This window comes from Micromonospora sp. NBRC 110038, from assembly GCF_020884815.1.
GTDB lineage: Bacteria > Actinomycetota > Actinomycetes > Mycobacteriales > Micromonosporaceae > Micromonospora > Micromonospora haikouensis.
Genome location: NZ_BBOL01000003.1, coordinates 748,760 through 765,762 on the forward strand (window position 1 = coordinate 748,760; position 17,003 = coordinate 765,762).

Below are 17,003 nucleotides of genomic sequence, written 5' to 3' on the forward strand. Positions count from 1 at the left end.
CCGGTTCACCCGTGACGGGTCAGGCCGGCCAGCTCCAGCAGCAGCGCCTTCACCTCGGTCGCCGCCACCGCGTCGCGGGCCGGGCCGGGGTCGGAGCAGAGCAGCACCGGACCGTCGGCCGGGTCGGCCGGCAGCCGGCCGTGCGACCCGCGCACCGCCCGCGCACCGGCGTCCAGCCCCACCACGCTCATCAGATACCGCATACCCAACTTCTTACGGGCCAGCGCGGTCGCGGCCCGGCGCTTCGCCGCGCCCGGGGCGGCCGGGTCGAAGAACAACTCGGCGGGGTCGTACCCGGGCTTGCGGTGGATCTCCACGAGCCGGGCGAAGTCGGGGGCGCGGGCGTCGTCGAGCCAGTAGTAGTACGTGAACCAGGCGTCCGGCTCGGCCACCAGCACCAGCTCGCCGCTGCGCGGGTGCGCCAGGCCGTACGCGGCCTGGCCGTCGGCGTCGAGCACCTCGGCCACCCCGGGCAGCCCCGCGCAGAGCTTCGCCACCGCCGGCACGTCGGCCGGGTCGCGGACGTACACGTGGGCGATCTGGTGGTCGGCCACGGCGAACGCCCGCGACGTCCACGGGTCCAGGTACTCCATGCCGTCCTGGGTGTAGACCCGCAGCAGCCCCTCGGCGCGCAGCAGCCGGTTGACGTCCACCGGGCAGGCCACGTCGGTGATGCCGTACTCGGACAGGGCCACCACCGTGGCGCCCTTGGCGCGGGCGGCGTCGATCAGCGGGCCGAGCACCTTGTCCAGCTCCGCCGCCGCGGCGGCGGCCTGCGGCGAGGACGGCCCGAACCGTTGCAGGTCGTAGTCGAGGTGCGGGACGTAGACGAGGGTCAGGTCGGGGGCGTGGTCGGCGAGGATCTGCTCGGCCGCCCGGCAGATCCACGCCGACGACGGCAGCCCGGCCCCCGGCCCCCAGTACGTGAACAGCGGGAACGTGCCCAGCTTCGCGGTCAGCGCGTCGTGCAGCTCGGGCGGGTCGGTGTAGCAGTCGGGCTCCTTGCGGCCGTCGGCGTAGTAGACCGGGCGGGGGGTGACCGTCCAGTCCACGTCCGCGCCCATGGCGTACCACCAGCACACGTTGGCCACCGTGTAGCCCGGCTCGACCTTCCGGGCGGCCTGCCACAGCTTCTCCCCGCCGACCAGGGCGTTGTGCTGCCGCCAGAGCAGCACCTCGCCCAGCTCCCGGAAGTACCAGCCGTTGCCGACGATGCCGTGCCCGGCCGGCGGCTCGCCGGTGAGGAACGTGGACTGCACCGCGCAGGTGACCGCCGGCAGCACCGTGCCGAGCGGGGCGGTGAAGCCGCCGTCGGCCACCGACCGCAGCCGGGGCATGTGGGCCAGCAGGCGTGGGGTCAGGCCCACCACGTCCAGCACCACCAGTCGCTTGCTCACCGCAGCACCCCCGTCCCAAGTGATGTGAGACCCACGGCGACCAGCTCGTCGCGGGCGAAGGCCAGTTCGGCGGCGATCCCGGCGGCCAGCTCGGCCGCGTCGCGGGGCCGCCGCGCCGCCGGCAGCACCCCCCAGGTGTACGTCTCGACGTCGAGGTGGTCGCACCCGGCGACCGGGCCGGCGAACAGCGCGGCCAGCGCGGCGCGCAGCACCGGCACGGTCGCGGTCAGCGGCGGCTCGGGCGGGGCGTGCAGCGGCACGTGGTAGTGCACCCGCCACGCGCCGGGCAACGCCGCGGCCAGGGCCGCGTCGAGGTCGTCGGCGGCGTACGCCTGGTCGGCCGGGTCGGCGGCGTGGCCGCAGCCGGCCGCGCGGGTCTGGTGCAGGAAGCGCGGCTCCACCCACGGGCGCAGCGCCTGCACCGCGCCGGCCGGGGCCTCGATCGCGGCGGACACCTGCACCTTCACCACCGGCAGCCCGGCGGCGGCGAGCCGGCCCAGGGCGGCGGCCGGCTCCTCCCACGCGCAGGCCAGGTGGGCCAGGTCCAGGCAGACGCCGAGCCGCGCCGGGTCGGTGCCGGCGAGCAGGGCGGCGGCCTGGCCGGTGGACTCCACCACGCAGCCCGGCTCCGGCTCGAAGCCGACCCGCACCGTGCGGCCGGTGTCGCGCTCGATGCCGGCCAGCCCGGCGGCCAGGGCGTCGAGCCGCCGCCGCGCCGCGTCGGCCCGGTCGGCGTCCCACGGGGTGCGCCAGGCCAGCGGCAAGGTGGAGACCGAGCCCCGGGCCGCGTCGTCGGGCAGCAGGTCGGCCAGCACCCGGGCCAGGTCCAGGGTGTACGCGAGCCGCTCGGGCGTCGTCCAGTCCGGGTGGTAGACGGCGTGCTTGACCACCGGGGCCTGGAACGCCGCGTACGGGAAGCCGTTGAGCGTCACCACCTCCAGCCCACGCGCGGTCAGCTCGGCGCGCAGCCGGCGGCGCAGGCCCTCGTCGGCGGCGAGCGCGGCGGCCACCGGTGCGGCCAGCCACAGCCCCAGCCCGAGGCGGTCGGAGTCGAGGGCACGGCGCACCGGCACGGCGTAGGTGTCCAGTTGGGCGAGGATGCCGGCGAGGTCCTCGGCCGGGTGCACGTTGGTGCAGTAGCCGAGGTGCACGGTCTCGCCGCCGCCGTGGCGCAGTCGCATCAGCTGCCGCCGCGCAGGATCGAGTTGCCGGCGAACGTGCCGCCGGCGCCGCCCGCCCCCGGCTGCCCGCCGGCCCCGCCCGGGGCGTCGGCGTCATCGACGCCGGTCAGGTCGAGCCGGCCGGACTGGGCGTAGAACTCGACCGGGTTGCGCCACAGCACCCGGTCGACGTCGTCGGCGGTGAACCCGGCCAGCAGCATCGCCTCGCCCGTGGCCCGGGTCAGCAGCGGGTCGGACCGGCCCCAGTCCGCGGCCGAGTTGACCAGCATCCGCTCGGTGCCGTACAGCCGCAGCAGCTCCACCATCCTCGGCGGCGACATCTTGGTGTCGGGATAGATCGAGAAGCCCAGCCAGCAGCCGGAGTCCCGGACCAGGCCGGCGGTCACCTCGTTGAGGTGGTCGAGCACCACCCGGCCCGGGTCGATGCCGGACTCGGCGACCACCGCGAGGCTGCGCTCCACGCCCCGGGCCTTGTCCCGGTGCGGGGTGTGCACCATGGCCGGCAGGTCGTGCGCGACGGCCAGGGCGAGCTGGGCGGCGAACGCCTCGTCCTCGGCGGGCGTCATCGAGTCGTACCCGATCTCGCCGACCGCCACCACGCCGTCCTTCTCCAGGTAGCGGGGCAGCAGGTCGAGCACCGGCCGGCAGCGGGGGTCGTTGGCCTCCTTTGGGTTCAGCGCGATGGTGGCGTGGTGCCGGACGCCGAACTGCGAGGCCCGGAACGGCTCCCACCCGATGATCGAGTCGAAGTAGTCGGCGAAGCTGTCCGGGCTGGTGCGCGGCTGGCCCAGCCAGAACGCCGGCTCGACCACCGCCCGGACCCCGGCGGCGGCCATCCGCTCGTAGTCGTCCGTGGTGCGGGAGGTCATGTGGATGTGCGGGTCGAAGATGCGCATGGTCACGCCTTCCGGGCGTCGGACGGTACGGCGGGGTCCGCGACCGGGCTCGCGGCGGGGCTCGCGGTGGCGGTGAGCCGGTCGAGCAGGGCGGCGGCGTCGGCCGGCACGTCCCGGCCGGCGGCGCGTCGCTCGACGGCGAACCCGCCCAGCATGGCGGCCAGCCCGGCGTCGGCGCGGGCGTCGAGGTCGTGCACCACGGCCAGCGGCACGCCGGTGAAGACGCACTTGAGCACGGCGTGCCGCCAGGCGTCCGCGTCGAGGTGCCGGGAGTACGGGCCGAGGGCGGCGGCGATCAGCCGGGTGTCGTTGGTGCGGATCGCGTCGTGCAGCAGCGGCTCGCACTCCGCGCCGATCGGCAGCAGCGGCAGGGCCCGCAGCACGGCCCGCTTCTCGGCGGCGTCGCCGTGCCGGTAGACGTCGGCGGCGTGGCCGGCGTGGTCGGCGGGCAGCGCCGCCAGCAGCAGCGCCCGCGCCGCCTCGTCGGCCGTCCAGCCGGGGGCGTCGGGCAGCGGGTCCCGGCCGCAGCGGCGGGCGGCGGCGGCGAAGAACCGCGGGACCGTCGCCGGTTCGGCCGCGACGCGCTCGATCGCCGCGTCCAGCCACTCCGGGTCCGGTACGCCCCGCAGGGCGGCGCGTAGTCGTTCGGGTGTCATCCCGGTCTCCCTTCCGAGCTGGTGCGGACGTGCTCAGCCGCCGCCGGGGTGGTCGGACGGTGTGCCGGGCGCGGCGGCGGCACGGCTCGCGACGGCGCGCTCGGCGGCGACCGCATGCTCGGCGGCGACGGCGCGCTCGGCGGCGGCGCGCAGGAAGTCGAGCGACCGGGCGGCCACCTGCGGGGCGGCGTGCGAGTGCCGGGGCAACTCCACGGCGACCAGCCCGGCGTAGCCGACCTCGGCGAGCGCGGCGAGCACCGGCGGGAAGTCGATCTCGCCGGTGCCGAACTCCAGGTGCTCGTGCACGCCCCGGCGCATGTCGTCGATCTGCACGTTGACCAGGTGCGCGCCGACGGACCGGACGCAGTCGGGCACGTCGACCGGCTCCAGGCAGCGGCAGTGTCCGATGTCGAGGGTGAGGCCGAACGCCGCCGGGCGGCCCAGGGCGTCGTGCAGCCGCCGCCAGTCGGCGATGTCCTCGACGAGCATCCCGGGCTCCGGCTCGAAGCCGAGCCGCACCCCGGCGGCGTCGGCCGCCGCGCAGACGGTGGCGCAGCCAGCCACGAGGCGGTCCCAGGCGACGGCCGGCGCGACGTCGGCGGGGCGCACCCCGGCCCAGAAGGAGACCGCCTCGGCGCCCAGGTCGGCGCCGACGGCGACGGCCCGGCGGAGGAACTCGACGCGGCGGGCCGGGTCGTCGTGCAGCAGGGTCGGCGCGTGCTTGTGCCACGGGTCGAGCAGGAACCGGGCCCCCGTCTCGACCACCACGGCGAGCCCGAGCGCGTCGAGGCGGCGGGCCACGGCGGCCGTGCGGCGGGCCAGGTCGGGGGCGAACGGGTCGAGGTGGTCGTGGTCGAGGGTGAGCGCCACCCCCCGGTAGCCGAGGTCGGCGATGACGGCGAGCGCGTCGTCGAGCCGGTGGTTGGCGAAGCCGTTCGTGCCGTAGCCGAACCGCAGCGAGCCGGGCCCGGCCGGGACGGCGGGACGGTCGGCGGGGGCGGGTCGGTCGGCGGCGGGTCGGTCGGCGGCGGGGCCGGCCGGCAGTTCGGCGGTCACGTCGGGGACACCTTCCGGGCCAGCAGCCGGCCCAGCGGCGCGGCGGCGGCGACCGCGAGGCCGAGCAGCCCCGCGCCGGCCCGGGCGGTCAGCGCGCCCTGCAACGCGGGCAGCCCGGTGATGCCCGCGCCGACGGCGGCCCGGACCCGGCCGGCCGAACCGTCGGCGAGCACCCGGACCTGCGCCCCGCCGTAGCGGGCGAGGTAGCCGGCGGCGAGCGCCGCCGGGGCGGCGGCGGGCCGGGGGCCCACGGCGGCCGCCGCGACGAGGGCCGTGCCGGCGAGGGTCGCGCCGGGCAGGGCCCGGTCGGTCCCGCCGACCTCGCGGCGGGACAGGGCGGTGACCGTCCAGGTGTGCGCGGCGACGGTGGCCGCCGCCGGCACGGCCCGGGACAGCCGGCCGCCGGTCGCGCCGAGCAGCACGTCCAGCCCCCGGCAGGCCGCCATGACGGCGGGGCCGGCGGCGGTGTTCTTGGCCGCCAGGTCGTACGCCCAGACGGCGGCGGCCAGCGGCACGGCGACGGCGGCGGCGCGCCGGCCGCCCGCCGCGGCGGCCAGGGCCACCCCGGCGGCGGTGAGGCCGGCGGCGACACCGAGCGCGGCGGGCGGACTGACCCGGCCGCTGGGGATGGGGCGCTCCGGGCGCTCGACCGCGTCGAGCCCCCGGTCGGCCCAGTCGTTGGCGGCCATGCCGGCCCAGTACAGCAGCACCGACGCGGCGGCCAGGCCGGGCGTACGCCGACCGAGCGCGCCGGCCGCCGCCGCGCCGGCCAGCACGTCGCCCGGCACGGAGAGCCCGGCCGGGGCGCGGACCAGCTCGGCCAAGTCGGCGAGGGTGCTCACGCGGCACCGCCGGCCGGCGGTGTGCCGGCCCCGGCGTGCAGGTCTGCGGCGAACGCGGCCAGTCGGGCCCACTGCTCGCCCAGCGCGTGGCTGGGGGTCCGGTCGGCGATCGCACCCGCCTCCGGCACGGAGTCGGCGGGGCCGAGCGGGTCCTTGAAGAAGAACGCGAGGTCGGTCAGGGGCCCGTGCCGGCCGGCGGCGTGCGCGGCGGCGGTGATCCGGGCCAGGTCGAGCACGAGCGGGGCGGCCAGCGCGGAGTCGCAGCCGTGCCAGGTGAACTCCAGCCGCATGCCGGTACCGAGGAAGCCGGCGAAGGTGATCAGATCCCAGGCGGTCTTGAAGTCGCCCAGCTCCTCGACGTAGTCGATGCGGGTGTCGCCCTGCGGGACGTACCCGAGGATCTCGCCGAGGACGCGCTGCTTGCTGGCGACCTTGGCGGCGTTGGCCTCCGGCTGGGCCAGGGTCGCGCCGTCGCCACCGCCGAGCAGGTTCGTGCCGGACCAGGAGCGCACCGCGAGGTGCCGCATCGCGAACATCGGGGCGAGCACCGACTTGAGCAGGGTCTCCCCGGTCTTGCCGTCGTGCCCCGCGTACGGCACGGCGTGCCGGGCGGCCAGCGCCGCGAGGGCCGGCAGCCGGGCCCCGGTCGACGGGGTGAAGTCCACGTAGGGGCAGCCGGCGGTGAACGCCGCGTACGCGTACAGCGAGCTGGGCGGCAGCACCTCCTCGCCGGCGGCGAGCGCGGCGGCGAGGGCGTCGGGGTCGGCGTGCGCGGGGTGCGGGCGGGCGGCCGGCTCGGTGGCCGAGACGTTGACCACCACCACCCGGTCCAGCCCGTGCCGCTCGCGGAACGCGGCGAGGTCGGCGACGACGGCGGCGGCTCGGTCGGCCTGGGTCCCGTCCACCGGGGCGGGGCGCACGTCGTCGTCGACGGCGGCCAGTTCCTCGCCGAGCGCGGCGACCAGTCGGGCCGGGACGACCCCGGCGTCGGCCAGGGCCTCGGCCCGCTTGGCCAGCGGGGTGGCGGCCACGTCGTGACCGCCGAACACGAGGTCGGCGAACGAGGGCCACGCAGGGCCCCGCAGCTCGGACAGCTCGGTGACGCAGCCGGTCGGGCCGGTCAACCCGGCCCGCAGGGCGAGCGCCCCGACGATGCTGGTGGTCGCGACCGAGCCGCGCGCCCCCACCAGCCAGACACCCGTACGCATGGTGCTCCTTCCGCCAGTGGCTCCAGCATAGATCAACGTCGATATTATGCGCCCCGCCCGGCCGCCCGACCCGACTCCCCACGTCCGGCGCCGAAAGCGGCGACAACGGTGCCGGGTGGGTTCGCCGGATCGGGCGGCGGACGAGGCTGGCAGGCAGGGTCGGTCGGCGTCCCGTCCCTGTCTCCCCCGCAGTGCATGGTGCGTGGTGCCCGGCCCTCCGGCGCGACCGGGGAATCCCGGTCCGGCCGCACCGGAGGTGCCGTCGTGCTGTCGTGCGCGCCGGGCGGATGCCCGCCGTCGCACGCCTTCCGGAGCCGACCCCGACCCCGCCGCGGGGCGCAACCGCGGCGGGTCCCTCGCCGGCCGGTCCGGAAAGCCTCTGGTCGGGCGGTGCGGCACGGGGCCGCACCGCCGTCCGGTCAGGCGGCGACCGCCTCCAACGCCGGCTCCACGTGGGTCCACGTGGAGCCCAGCTCCGCCGAGCGGGTCACCGCGTCCAGCACGAGCTGGACCTGCAACCCGTCGACGAACGACGGCGCGGGGTCGACGCCGGTGGCGATCGCCTCCACGAGATCGCGCGCCTGGTGGGTGAAGCTGTGCTCGTAGCCGATGATGTGGCCCGGCGGCCACCACGCCGACATGTACGGGTGCTCGGCCTCCGTCACCAGGATGCGGGTGAAGCCCTGCTCGGCGGCGGGTCGCGTCGCGTCGTAGAACTCCAGCTCGTTGAGGCGTTCCAGGTCGAAGACCAGGGTGCCCAGCGAGCCGTTGATCTCCACCCGCAGCGCGTTCTTGCGACCGGTGGCGAAGCGGCTCGCCTCGTACGTGGCCAGCGCGCCGTCGTCGAGCCGGGCCACGAAGACCGCCGCGTCGTCCACGGTGACCGGTCCCATGTCCGGGCCCTGCCCGTCGGCCACCCCGTTGCCGGCGGCCTGCGCGGCCAGGCCGCTGTACTCCGCCGGCAACGGACGCTGCTTGACGAACGTCTCGGTGATCGCGCTGACCCCGGTGATCCGCTGGCCCGTGACGTACTGGGTCATGTCGATGATGTGCGCACCGATGTCACCCAGCGCGCCGGAGCCCGCCTTGTCCTTCTGCAACCGCCAGACCAGCGGGAACTGCGGGTCGACGATCCAGTCCTGGAGGTACGCCGCCCGGACGTGGCGGATGGTGCCCAGTCTTCCCTCGGCGACCATCTGACGCATCAGGGTGACCGCCGGGACCCGGCGGTAGGTGAAGCCGCACATGGACCGGACCCCCGCCGCCTGCGCGGCGACCGCCGCGGCGGCCATCTCGCGGGCCTCGGCGACCGTGTTGGCCAGCGGCTTCTCGCAGAGCACGTGCTTGCCGGCGGCCAGCGCGGCCAGCGCGATCTCGGCGTGGCTGTCCCCCGGTGTGCAGATGTCGACCACGTCGATCTCGTCGGACTCGACGAGGCGACGCCAATCCGTGGTGTGCGCCTCCCAGCCGAGCCGGTCGGCGGCCTCGGCCACCTTTCCGGTGTCCCGGCCGCAGACCAGCGCCATCCGCACCTGCGCCGGCAGGTCGTACACCCGGTTCACGGTGCGCCACGCCTGTGAGTGCGCGGCGCCCATGAACGCGTAGCCGACCATGCCGACCCGCAGTTGACTGTGGTGAGTGGACAAGGTGGGTCTCCCCCCGTGTGTCAGAACCCGAGCTTGAGGTAGTTGCTCGCGTTCTCCTTGGTGATCGTCTCGGAAGCCAGCACGATCTCCTTGGGCACCTGGAGCTCCACCAGGTCGGACATGCCCTTGCCCTGGCCGATGAGCCGGGCGAGCGAGATCGCGGAGGACGCCATCGACGGGCTGTAGGTGACGGTGGCCTTCAGGACCGTGTTGTCGGCCTGGATGTCCTCCATCGCCTTCTTCGAGCCGGCGCCGCCGACCATGAAGAATTCCTTGCGGTTGGCCTGGTTGACGGCGGCGAGCACCCCGATGCCCTGGTCGTCGTCGTGGTTCCAGATCGCGTCGATCTTCGGCAGCGCCTGGAACAGGCCGGTGGCGGCCTGCTGGCCGGAGTCCGCCGTGAACTCCGCCGGACGCCGGTTGGCCACCTTGAAGCCGCTCGCGGCGAGCGTGTCCGCGAAGCCCTTCGAGCGCTCCTGGGTCAGCTCCAGCGAGTCGATGCCGGGGATCTCGCCGATGATCGGGTTGCTGACGCCCTTGGCCTTGAGCTGGTCGATGATGAAGGTGGCCGCGGCCACCCCCATGCCGTAGTTGTCGCCCTTGATCTGGAGCCGGTAGGCCCGGGCGTCCGGGAAGGCCCGGTCCAGGTTGACCACCGGGATGCCGGCCTTCATGGCCTCCAGGCCGAAGGCGTTGAGCTCCTTGCCGTCGTGCGGCAGCAGCACGATGACGTCCGGCTTCTGGGCGACCAGGGTGGACAGCGCCGCGCGCTGGGCCGCCGCGTCCGCGCCGGCCTCGACCGACGTGAACTTCACGTCGGAGTACGCGCCGGCCTGCGCCTTGGCGTTGTTGGTGATGGCGGCGATCCAGCCGTGGTCGGCGGCCGGGGCGGAGAAGCCGATGGTCACCTGCTTGCCCGGGGTGCTGTTGCCGCCGGCGGCGGCCTCGGCCACCTTGGTCTGCGCCGCCGTGGGCGCCGCCTCGTTGCTGGTGCACGCGGTGAGCAGCGCGCCCGCGCCGAGCGCGGCCCCGCCGAACAGCAGCCGCCGACGGGACAGGTCCCGACTGTGCTGGGTCATGACGACCTCCTGGAAGAGGGTGGTGGGCGGAAGAAGGGTGTGGTGCGCCGAGCCACCGTCGGTGCGACGGTCGCCGGATGTGCTGGGCGGTGTGGTGCCTCGGGTGGTGGTGCGGGTGGATCAGGTGGTGGTGAGGCGGTTGCGGCCGAGGAACTGGGTGAAGCTGCGGAACTGGAACTGCTGGATCAGGACGGCGGCCACGATGATCCCGCCCTTGACCATGTTCTGGGCCTCGGTGGAGAGGCCGTTGATGGCGAAGAGGTTGGTGATGGTGGAGAAGATGATCACCCCGAGCAGGGAGCCGACGATGGTCCCCCGCCCGCCGCTGAGCAGCGTGCCGCCGATGATCGCGGCGGCGATCGCGTCCAGCTCGTAGAGGTTCGCCATCGCCGCCTGGGCGGAGTTGGCCTGCGCGGTCAGCATGATCGCGGCGATGCCGCAGCAGAGGCCGGACAGCGCGTAGAGCAGCACGGTGTGCCGCCGCACGTTGATGCCGGCGAGCCGGGCCGCCTCCGGGTTGCCTCCGACGGCGACGGTGCGCCGGCCGAACGTCGTCCGGTTGAGCAGCACCCAGCCGGCGATCACCACGGCGGCGAGGATGTAGACCAGCAGGGGGATGCCGAGCGGGCTGGTGCTGGCGATCCCGTTGATCACACTGTTGCCCGACACCTGGGTCTGCTTGTCGGAGATCTCCGCGGCCAGGCCCCGGGCGGCCACCATCATGGCCAGGGTGGCGATGAACGGCACCAGCTTCCCGTACGACACGAGCAGGCCGTTGACCAGGCCGACGCCCAGCCCGACGGCGAGCGCCGTGAAGATCATGCCGCCCGCGCCGTAGCTCTGGGTGGCCAGCGTGGTGGCCCACACCCCGGCCAGCGCCACGATCGCGCCGACCGACAGGTCGATCCCGCCGCCGATGATCACGAACGTCATGCCGACGGTGACCACGCCGACCACGGACGCGAGCTTGAGGATGGTGAGGATGTTGTCCCACACCCAGCTCGAGTTGCCGTACAGGTCGGGGCGGGTGGCGATGCCGATCACGACCAGCACGACGAGGACGCCGATCAGGCCGAGGTTGCGCCGGGCGCCCTCGCCGCTGTCGCCGCGCCAGAAGGAGAGCCGGCCGGCGGCCGGGGCGGCCCCGTGGTGACCGGGGCTCTTGGCGGCCGCCGCCGTCGCGGCGGGGTCCACGGGCGGGGACTGGGCCGGCAGCTCCGCCGGCCGCTCCGGTGTGGCGGTGGGTGTGCTATCGGTCATGCTGGTGCGCCTTCCATCAGCGACCCCGCCATGACGAGGTCGAGCACCGTGTCTTCGTCCAGTTCACCGGCGGGCGCCTCGCGCACCATCCGGCCCTCGCGCATCACCAGCACCCGATCGGCCAGGCCGAGCACCTCGGGCACCTCGCTGGAGACCAGCAGCACCCCGACGCCCTGGGCGGCCAGCCCCCGGATCACCTGGTACAGCTCCGCCCGGGCGCCGACGTCGACGCCGCGGGTGGGCTCGTCGAGCAGCAGCAGCTTCGTGCCGCCGAGCAGCCAGCGCCCGACCACGACCTTCTGCTGGTTGCCGCCGGAGAGGGTGCGCACCGGCCGGCGCACGTCGCGGGGGCGCAGCTCCAGGGAGTCGGCGACCCCCTCCGCCTCGGCCCGTTCCCGCCCGGCGTCGGTGAAGCCGAGGCGGGCGAACCGGCCGAACGTGGCCAGCGTGACGTTGCGGAAGATCGGCTCGCCGAGCAGCAGCGCCTGGCTCTTGCGCTCCTCGGGGGCCATCCCCATGCCGGCCCGTACCGCCGCGCCGACGCTGCCCGGGCGCAGCGCGTGCCCGCCCATCCGGACCGTGCCGGCGTCCGCGCGGCGGGCGCCGTAGATGGTCTCCATCAGCTCGGAGCGGCCGGAGCCGACCAGCCCCGCGATGCCGACGATCTCGCCGGCCCGCACGCGCAGCGACACGTCGGCGAACTCCCCGGCCCGGGTCAGCCCGTCGACCTGGAGCAGTTCCGCGCCGGCGCCGGTGTCGGCGGGACGGTCCGGGAAGACGTACTCGATGTTGCGGCCGGTCATCTTCGCGACCAGCTCGCTGGTCGGGGTGTCGCGCGCCGGCAGGTTCGCCGCCGTGGTCCGGCCGTCCTTGAGTACGGTCACCCGGTCGCCGATCTCGCGGATCTCCTCCATGCGGTGGGAGATGTAGATGACGGCGATGCCCTGCGCGGTCAGCTCACGGATGATCCGGAACAGGTTGCCCACCTCGTCGTGGGCCAGCACCGCGCTCGGCTCGTCCATGATGATCAGTCGGGCCTCGTGGGAGAGCGCCCGGGCCATGCTGACGATCTGCTTGCCGGCCGCCGGCAGCGCCCGCACCATCCGGCCCGGCGGGATCTCGCCGTGGCCGAGCCGGCCCAGGATCTCGCGGGTCCGGCGGGCCATGTGGCCGCGGCGGATGAAACCGCTCCGGCGCGGCTCGTGGCCGAGGAACGCGTTCTCGGCGACCGACAGGTCGTCGACGAGGTCGAGTTCCTGGTAGATCGTGGCGATGCCGGCGCGCATGGCGGCCTGCGGGTTGGCGAACTCGACCGGCTGGCCCCGCCACTGCACCTGGCCCGAGTCGGGGCGGTGCACCCCGGCGAGGACCTTGATCAGGGTGGACTTGCCGGCGCCGTTCTGGCCGAGCAGGCAGTGCACCTCGCCGGCCCGCACCTCGAGCTGCACCCCGCCCAGCGCCCGTACGCCGGGGAAGGTCTTCACCACGTCGGTCAGCCGCAGCACCACCTCACCGGCCACGGTGTCGGCGGGGGCCTCGACCAGCGGGGCCGCGTTGTCGTCCTGGCTCATGACGCCTCCCCGAAGGCCACATCGCTGGCGAGCACGGCGGCGCCGGCCACCCCGGCGCGCGGGCCCAGCTCGGACAGGACGACCGGCAGGTTGCCGGTGGCCAGCGGCAGCGACCGGCGGTAGACCACGCTGCGGATCTCGGCGAGCAGGATGTGGCCCAGCCTGGCCAGCCCACCACCGATCACGATCATCGACGGGTTGGTGAAGCTGACCAGCCCGGCCAGCACGCCGCCGACCCGCCGGCCGCCGTCGCGGATGAGCTGGATGCAGACCACGTCGCCCTCGATGGCGCCCTCGGCGACGTCCTCCGCCGTGACGGTGCCCCGGGTGGACAGTCGCTCGGCCAGGGCCGGCGAGGAGCCGTTGCGCGCGGCGGCGTTCGCGTCGCGGGCCAGGGCGGCCCCGCTGAACAGCGCCTCCAGGCAGCCGGCGTTGCCGCAGGAGCAGGTCGGCCCGTGCGTGTCGACCTGGATGTGGCCGATGTCCCCGGCGCAGCCGTCGGTGCCCCGGTAGACCTCGCCGCTGAGGTAGATCCCGCACCCGATACCGGTGCCGATCTTGACGAACAGGAAGTCGTCCACCGAGTGGGCGACGCCGCCGTGCCGCTCGCCGATCGCCATGATGTTGACGTCGTTGTCGACCACCGCGGGGCAGCCGTGCTCGCGGGTCAGCAGCTCGCGGACGGGGAAGCGGTCCCAGCCGGGCATGATCGGCGGCGAGACCGGCACCCCGTCGCGGAAGCTCACGGGCCCGGGGACGCCGATGCCCACGGCGTGCAGCCGCTCGTACGCCCCGTCGACCCGGAACTTGTGCAGCAGCTCGTTCACCCGCTGGAGGGTCACCTTCGGACCGTTGCGGATGTCGGCCGGCTCCGCGTACGCGGCGACCGGCTCCAGCCGCCCGTTGACCACCTCGACGTCGATCGAGCTCGCGCCGAGGTCGACCGCCGCGAAGCGCAGCTGCGGGTTGAGCTCGACCAGGGTCGACCGGCGCCCGCCCCGCGACGCCGCGAGGCCAGCCTCGGCGACGTAGCCGAGGTCCACCAGCCGCTCCAGCTCGGCGAGCAGCCGGGGACGCGGCATCTCCAGCCGGTCGCCCAGCTCCGCCCGGGAGACAGCTCCCTCGTCGCGGAGCAATCGCAACAGCCGCAGGTGCAGGGGCTCCACCGTTCGCACCGGCAACTCACCTCCGCATCGGAGTCGTTCACATCGACGAAATCGCGACGTGTTGTGTGCGACACAGTAGAAGCGTTCTGCGGCTGCTGTCCAGAGCTTCGGCCGATCTGACCACAACTTTCGTCCGTTCGAACAAAAGCAAGTAGTTGATCTGGGAAAGGTGCAGACGGAACCGTCAGTCGGCCGCCGACCAGCCGCCGAAGGGACACGGCCCGCCACCTGCCGCCTCACCGTGGGTGAACACGGGCGTGGCGAGGGGACCGCGCCGGGGCCTCACGCTGCGTGTCGACCTGCCCGCCCCGCCAGAGACCCCCTGTCCCCTTTGCTCTGCACCCACCCGCGCAACACTGGCCTGAGCAGCGCATCTGCGGCGTCCGTCAGGGCGGGCCGGCCGACCCCGGACAGCGCTGCGTAACCCGCTGCGTCCGTGGGTGCAGAGCAAAGGGGCGGGGAAGGGTGGTGGGGGTCGGGCGGGCGGTAGCGCTGCGTCACGCGCCGAACGAGCGTCGCCGCCTCGTCGGCGGGGCCCTAGAGGTCGGTGGGGGCCGTGGCGGCGCGGGCGGCGGCGACCAGGCGGCCGGTCTCGGCGACCACCGCCTCGTCGTCGGCGGGAGTGCCCGGGTCGTAGCGGACCGTCCAGGTCAGACCGTCCGCCCCGGGCACGCGGCGGGCGGCGATCCGGCCGGCGCCGCCGGGCACGGGGTGGTGCTGGGTGTACGCCACCGAACGGGTCACCCGCGCCCGCACCTGGTGCGGCAGCTCACCCGGTTCGAGCAGGAGGTACGTCTCGGCGGGGCCGTCGGCCACCAGCACGTACCCGGCGCGTTCGGCGAGCCGCTCGGCCGGGGTGACGGTCAGCTCCCGTCCCGACCAGACGGCCTTGAGGACGTCGTGCCAGCCCAGCCGGGCGTCCCGCCCCGGCAGCCAGAGCCCCAGGTTGGTGGCGACCAGCACGCCGACGCCCGGACCGCCGGCCTCGCCCGCGGCAGCAGCCTCACCGGAGCCGGAGCCGGAGCCAGAGCCGGCCCAGGCCAGCACCCGCTCGGCGTCGGCCAGCGGCGGGCGGGCCGCCGCAGGCAGCTTCGGCTTGCGACTGAACAGCCCCATCACAGCCCTCCCGCGGCCTGCTCGCGCAGCGCCCGTGCGTGCTGCTCCAGCGACAGCAGCTCCCCGAAGAGCGCGAAGTACTCGTCCTTGTTGCTGACCGGGTTGATCCGCTGGATCTTCGACTTGAGGTCCCGGATCCGGCCGGTCACCGAGCCCCACTGCAACCGGGCGATGGTCACCGAGACGTACCGGGGGTCGGGCTCCCCGTCGATGCGCAGCGGCTCCACGGCCAGCTCGCCCACCAGGGCCTGGGCGGCGAGGTCGGCGCAGGCGTCGCGGACCGCCTCGACCCAGACCGCGCCCTGCGTGGCGGCGGCGGCCCCGCCGGCCGCCGCGATCGCCTCCCGCACGGCCACGTGCACCGGGTGCTGGTATTCCGCCGCCTCGACCGCGTCGAACATCGGCCCGGCCAGCACCGGCTCCTGGAGGGCGAGCTTCAGCGCCTCCCGCTCGACCAGCGACATCGGGCTGTCCGCGCCGGGCGCGGGCCGGGCGGCGCGCGCCGGTGCCGCCGCCGCGGCCCCGGCGGGCTGGCCGGAGGCGGCGGCGAGCACGGCCCGCTGCACCGGCTCGATCTCCATGCCGAGGTCACCGGCGAGCTTGCGGACGTACTCGGGGCGCTTCTCCCGGTCCTTGATCTTCGCGACGATCGGCGCGGCCCGGCGCATCGCCTCCACCCGGCCGTCGACGGTGTCCAGGTCGTACCGGTTGATGACGTGGCGCAGCGCGAAGTCGACAAGCGGCTCGCGGCGGGCGACCAGGTCGCGCACCGCCAGGTCGCCCTTTGCCAGGCGCAGGTCGCACGGGTCCATGTTGTCGGGGCTGACCGCGATGAAGGTACGCCCGACGAAGCGCTGGTCGTCGTCGAACGCGCGCAGCGCCGCCTTCTGCCCGGCGGCGTCGCCGTCGAAGGTGAAGATGATCTCGCCGGCCACGTCGTCGGTGTCCAGCAGCAGCCGGCGCAGCACCGAGATGTGGTCCGCGCCGAACGCCGTGCCGCAGGTCGCCACCGCCGTCGGGACGTCGGCCAGGTGGCAGGCCATCACGTCGGTGTAGCCCTCGACGACGACCACCTTGCCCTGCTTGGCGATCTCCCGCTTGGCCTGGTCGATGCCGTAGAGGACGTGCGACTTCTTGTAGATCGGCGTCTCGGGGGTGTTCAGGTATTTCGGGCCGTCGTCGTCGTCGAACAGCTTGCGGGCGCCGAAGCCGATCGGGTCGCCCGTGATGTCCCGGATCGGCCACATCAGCCGGCGGCGGAACCGGTCGATCAGGGTGCCGGAGCGCGACGGGCGGGACAGGCCGGCCGTGACCAGCTCGTCGTGGGTGAAGCCCTGCTGGCGCAGGTGCTTGGTGAGCAGGTCCCAGGCGTCCGGGGCGAAGCCGCAGGCGTAGCGCTGGGCGGCGGCCCGGTCGAAGCCCCGCTGGGCGAGGAACTCCCGCGCCGGACGGGCGCCGGCCGTGCCGAGCTGCGCCTGGTAGAACTCGACGGCGGCGGCGTGCGCGGCCACCAGGCGCTGCCGCTGCCCCTGCTGGGGGCGGGCGGCGCGCGGGGCGGCCTGGTCGTTCTCGACGTACCGCAGCTGGATGCCGGCGCGGGCGGCGAGCCGCTCGACGGACTCGACGAAGCTGAGGTGGTCGGCGTCCATCAGGAACTTGATCGCGTCGCCGCCGGCCCCGCAGCCGAAGCAGTACCAGACGTTGCGGGCCGGCGAGACGTTGAACGAGGGGCTCTTCTCGTCGTGGAACGGGCACAGCCCCTTGAGGTTGCCGCCGCCGGCCGACCGGAGCGTCACCGTGTCCGAGATGACCTCGGCGATCGAGGTGCGCTCCCGGACCAGCGCGATGTCCTCGTCGCGGATCCGCCCAGCCATTCGCCACCCCCTCGGCCCTACATCCTGCCCTGCCGGGGTGACCCACACGGCGTCG

14 protein-coding genes are annotated in these 17,003 nt (G+C 74.8%); all 14 read right to left on the reverse strand.

The features are described 5' to 3' along the window. Nucleotides 1-5: 5 nt before the first annotated feature. Complete coding sequence (locus LPU61_RS15055) at nucleotides 6-1,397, reverse strand: alkaline phosphatase family protein (protein ID WP_043966833.1); 1,392 nt, start codon at nucleotides 1,395-1,397, stop codon at nucleotides 6-8. Next, nucleotides 1,394-2,578 (reverse strand): metabolite traffic protein EboE, encoded by a 1,185-nt coding sequence (gene eboE, locus LPU61_RS15060; protein WP_229405229.1) that lies wholly within the window; start codon nucleotides 2,576-2,578, stop codon nucleotides 1,394-1,396. The genes LPU61_RS15055 and eboE overlap by 4 nt, the downstream gene beginning before the upstream one ends. After that, nucleotides 2,578-3,474 carry a TatD family hydrolase gene (locus LPU61_RS15065; RefSeq protein ID WP_043969239.1) on the reverse strand — a complete coding sequence of 299 codons (897 nt, stop codon included), beginning with the start codon at nucleotides 3,472-3,474 and terminating at the stop codon, nucleotides 2,578-2,580. Before LPU61_RS15065 ends, eboE begins: the two co-directional genes overlap by 1 nt. 2 nt (nucleotides 3,475-3,476) lie before the next feature. Then, nucleotides 3,477-4,130, reverse strand: a complete 654-nt coding sequence (locus LPU61_RS15070) for an EboA domain-containing protein (RefSeq protein WP_043966831.1) — start codon at nucleotides 4,128-4,130, stop codon at nucleotides 3,477-3,479. A gap of 33 nt (nucleotides 4,131-4,163) precedes the next feature. Beyond that, the gene (locus LPU61_RS15075; RefSeq protein ID WP_082106503.1) at nucleotides 4,164-5,186 is read right to left on the reverse strand and encodes a sugar phosphate isomerase/epimerase; all 1,023 of its coding nucleotides are present in this window, start codon (nucleotides 5,184-5,186) and stop codon (nucleotides 4,164-4,166) included. Continuing rightward, a complete protein-coding gene (locus LPU61_RS15080) occupies nucleotides 5,183-6,028 on the reverse strand; it encodes an SCO3242 family prenyltransferase (protein WP_043966830.1) in 846 nt (281 codons plus the stop codon). Before LPU61_RS15080 ends, LPU61_RS15075 begins: the two co-directional genes overlap by 4 nt. After that, nucleotides 6,025-7,236 (reverse strand): inositol-3-phosphate synthase, encoded by a 1,212-nt coding sequence (locus LPU61_RS15085; protein ID WP_229405230.1) that lies wholly within the window; start codon nucleotides 7,234-7,236, stop codon nucleotides 6,025-6,027. The genes LPU61_RS15080 and LPU61_RS15085 overlap by 4 nt, the downstream gene beginning before the upstream one ends. Nucleotides 7,237-7,655: 419 nt before the next feature. Further along, on the reverse strand, nucleotides 7,656-8,849 hold the full coding sequence (locus LPU61_RS15090; protein WP_374199680.1) for a Gfo/Idh/MocA family protein: 1,194 nt from the start codon (nucleotides 8,847-8,849) through the stop codon (nucleotides 7,656-7,658). A 53-nt stretch (nucleotides 8,850-8,902) separates the two neighbouring features. Further along, complete coding sequence (locus LPU61_RS15095) at nucleotides 8,903-9,961, reverse strand: substrate-binding domain-containing protein (RefSeq protein ID WP_043966827.1); 1,059 nt, start codon at nucleotides 9,959-9,961, stop codon at nucleotides 8,903-8,905. A 120-nt stretch (nucleotides 9,962-10,081) separates the two neighbouring features. After that, a complete protein-coding gene (locus LPU61_RS15100) occupies nucleotides 10,082-11,221 on the reverse strand; it encodes an ABC transporter permease (protein ID WP_043966826.1) in 1,140 nt (379 codons plus the stop codon). Continuing rightward, nucleotides 11,218-12,792 (reverse strand): sugar ABC transporter ATP-binding protein, encoded by a 1,575-nt coding sequence (locus tag LPU61_RS15105; RefSeq protein ID WP_229405232.1) that lies wholly within the window; start codon nucleotides 12,790-12,792, stop codon nucleotides 11,218-11,220. The genes LPU61_RS15100 and LPU61_RS15105 overlap by 4 nt, the downstream gene beginning before the upstream one ends. After that, nucleotides 12,789-13,967, reverse strand: coding sequence for an ROK family protein (locus tag LPU61_RS15110; RefSeq protein WP_043966824.1), 1,179 nt, complete (start codon nucleotides 13,965-13,967; stop codon nucleotides 12,789-12,791). Before LPU61_RS15110 ends, LPU61_RS15105 begins: the two co-directional genes overlap by 4 nt. Before the next feature lie 528 nt (nucleotides 13,968-14,495). Continuing rightward, a complete protein-coding gene (locus tag LPU61_RS15115; RefSeq protein WP_229405233.1) occupies nucleotides 14,496-15,074 on the reverse strand; it encodes a hypothetical protein in 579 nt (192 codons plus the stop codon). Beyond that, nucleotides 15,074-16,948, reverse strand: a complete 1,875-nt coding sequence (gene dnaG / locus LPU61_RS15120) for a DNA primase (RefSeq protein ID WP_229405234.1) — start codon at nucleotides 16,946-16,948, stop codon at nucleotides 15,074-15,076. The genes LPU61_RS15115 and dnaG overlap by 1 nt, the downstream gene beginning before the upstream one ends. Nucleotides 16,949-17,003: the final 55 nt, after the last annotated feature.